This is a genomic window from Mitsuaria sp. TWR114 (assembly GCF_007997345.1).
In genome coordinates this window covers 1-2,494 of sequence record NZ_VOSR01000952.1, presented here as the reverse complement: position 1 = coordinate 2,494, position 2,494 = coordinate 1, and the positions used below count along the sequence as shown (strand labels likewise).

The window sequence follows — 2,494 nt, the reverse complement described above, 5'->3', positions numbered from 1 at the left end:
GCGCGGCGGCGATGGCGGCGCGCGCCTGGGCGACGTCGGCCTGCGCGTACTCGCCGATCAGGTCGCGGGTGTCGCTCGGGTTGATGTTGCGGGAGGCGCGGGGACCGTCGACCCACTCGCCGTTGATGAGGTTCTTGAACATGAGGGACTGCTCGTTGCCGGTCGCGAAGGGCGCGTGGCGGATGGACGGGAAGGCCGCAGGCGCGGAAGGGGAAGAAGGGACGAGGGACGCGCGCCGGTCCGAGCCGGACGACGCGTCCCGCGGCGCGCTTACTGCGGGCCGAGTCTGGAGATCAGCGCGCCCAGCTCGTCGACTTCGGCGGGCTTGAGGTCCGACAGCGGCGGACGCACCGGGCCGGCCGTGTGGCCGGCCAGCGTGGCGCCGGCCTTCACGATGGACACCGCGTAGCCATGGCCCTTGTTGCGCAGCGCGATGTAGGGCAGGAAGAACTCGCGGATCAGGCGGTCGGTGGTGGCGGTGTCGCCCGACGCATGGGCGTTGTAGAAGTCGATCGCGGTCTTCGGGATGAAGTTGAAGACGGCCGACGAGTACACCGGACAGCCCATGGCGCGGTAGGCGCCGGCGAAGACTTCCGCGGTGGGCAGGCCGCCCAGGTAGCTGAAGCGGTCGCCGAGCTGCTGGCGGATCGAGACGAAGGACTCGATGTCGCCGATGCCGTCCTTGAAGCCGATCAGGTTGGGGCAGCTGTCGGCGAGCTTGAGCAGCGACTCGGGCGTCAGGCGGCAGGCGCCGCGGTTGTAGACGATCACGCCGAACTTGACGCTGCGGCAGACGGCTTGCACATGCGCCACCAGACCCTCCTGCGAGGCCTCGGTCAGGTAGTGCGGCAGCAGCAGGATGCCCTGCGCGCCCAGGCGCTCGGCTTCCTGCGCGTACTGGATCGCGACCCGGGTCGGGCCGCCGGCGCCCGCGATGATGGGCATCTTCCCCTTGCAGGTCTCGACCGCGACGCGGATGACGTCGCTGTACTCCTTGGGCTCGAGCGAGAAGAACTCGCCAGTGCCGCCGGCCGCGAACAGCGCGGTCGCGCCGTAGGGCATCAGCCACTCCAGGCGCTCGGCATAGGGCTTGGGCGCGAAGTTCAGCTGGGCGTCGAAATCGGTCAGCGGGAAGGACAGCAGGCCGTGGGAAATGGTGGCCTTGAGGTCTTGGGGCGAGGTCATGAGCGGCTTGTCTCCGTGGCTACAACAGCGCTGGATCCGTCGTCGCACCCCGTCCTGAATGACTTGGTACCGGTACCAGCATGGACAGATGGTAGCGATGCCATCGACCGTCATCAAGAGGATGTCTGACAACTGCGGGTAATCCCCTAATCTGGAATCGCGCAGCGCGCCGGTCGCCCCGGCGGGGGCTCCCCCCTTCGGGGAGCCTGTTTGCGGTTGCCTCTTTGGAGGGGCCTCTTCGGAGGGGGGCGAGCTAGGGGTAGTGAGGGCCGAGGGGGCCACCTACAACCGGTAGGCGATCGAGGGGGAGGCAGTCCGCTTCAGCTCCGACGCGAAACCCTTCAAGGAGGCTGTCATGAGATCTGAAGCGAGAACTGCGTTCCAGCAGCAAGTCATCGAGGCGCTCGTGGAGAGCAAGGCCATCAACGCCGACGCGGTCGGCGCGACCTTCGCCAAGTTCGGCGAACGGGCCCTGCTGCAAGGCGAGGTGCTGGTCACCATCATCAACCGCAACGCGATCTGGAACTGCGGCTGGCCGGGGCCGGAGCTGGACATCGTGCGCGACGTCCGCCAGCTGCGCGAGTGACGCGATGAGCGCGGTCGTCCCGATGCCGGTGGTCCGGCCGATGGTGGGCAGGCGGTCGGCCGCCGCCCGGCGCCGGGAAGACCTGCTGGGCCGCGTGCACCTGGCGGTGCGCATGGCCCGGCGGAGCCTGAAGCGCGCGCTGGCCGAGGAGGAGGGCGCAGCGACTGGCGCGGCGGGAGGAGGCGGTGCCCCGGCGCCGCTGGTGCTGGCGAAGGTCGTCGGCGAGGCGGCGATGCTGCTGCGCATGGCGGCGAACCTGCGCGGCGAGGACGAGACGCTGGACGTGGAGTCGCGGCTGCTCGCGGTGCAGCTGGTCGCGCCGGCACGCGGTGCGCGGGTGAAGGCGCGGCTGTGCCACGACACCGGCCGCGCGCTGGAGCATGCGTCCGCCCACCTGTTCCTCGGCGACGCGGGGTATCCGGACGAGGCCTTCGACCGCCTGCTCGACGAACTGCTCGAGGGCGAGGTCGCCGGCGGCGCCGAGCGGCTGCCGAATCACCAGCTGGAATGCGAGTGGCTGGACCAGCTGCGGCGCGGCCGGGTCGACGTCGAGCCCATCGACGCGGAACTGCTGGCTGCCACCTGCATCGGTTGGCCGCTGGACGTGCTGGCGTGCTCGACGCTCGACCTCTACATGTTCACCCACGTCGTCCTGTATGCGTCCGACATGGGGCGCCGGCCGGTGCGCCTGCCGCGCCCGGTGGACGAGGTGCTGGCCGAGGC

At 70.0% G+C, this 2,494-nt stretch carries 3 protein-coding genes; 2 read left to right on the top strand and 1 reads right to left on the bottom strand.

Translation table 11 applies throughout. The annotated features are described in order from the left end of the window. Positions 1 to 270 precede the first annotated feature (270 nt). Positions 271 to 1,185 carry a 5-dehydro-4-deoxyglucarate dehydratase gene (kdgD, locus tag FUT87_RS26235; RefSeq protein WP_147242883.1) on the bottom strand — a complete coding sequence of 305 codons (915 nt, stop codon included), beginning with the start codon at positions 1,183 to 1,185 and terminating at the stop codon, positions 271 to 273. Positions 1,186 to 1,540: 355 nt separating this feature from the next. On the opposite strand from kdgD, the gene FUT87_RS26230 reads away from it, so the two are divergent. Together FUT87_RS26230 and FUT87_RS26225 are read left to right on the top strand one after the other, a co-directional pair. Beyond that, positions 1,541 to 1,771, top strand: coding sequence for a hypothetical protein (locus tag FUT87_RS26230; protein WP_141225433.1), 231 nt, complete (start codon positions 1,541 to 1,543; stop codon positions 1,769 to 1,771). 4 nt (positions 1,772 to 1,775) lie between these two features. After that, positions 1,776 to 2,494: DUF6895 family protein (locus FUT87_RS26225; RefSeq protein WP_147242882.1), on the top strand; the 719-nt coding region annotated here is incomplete at its 3' end.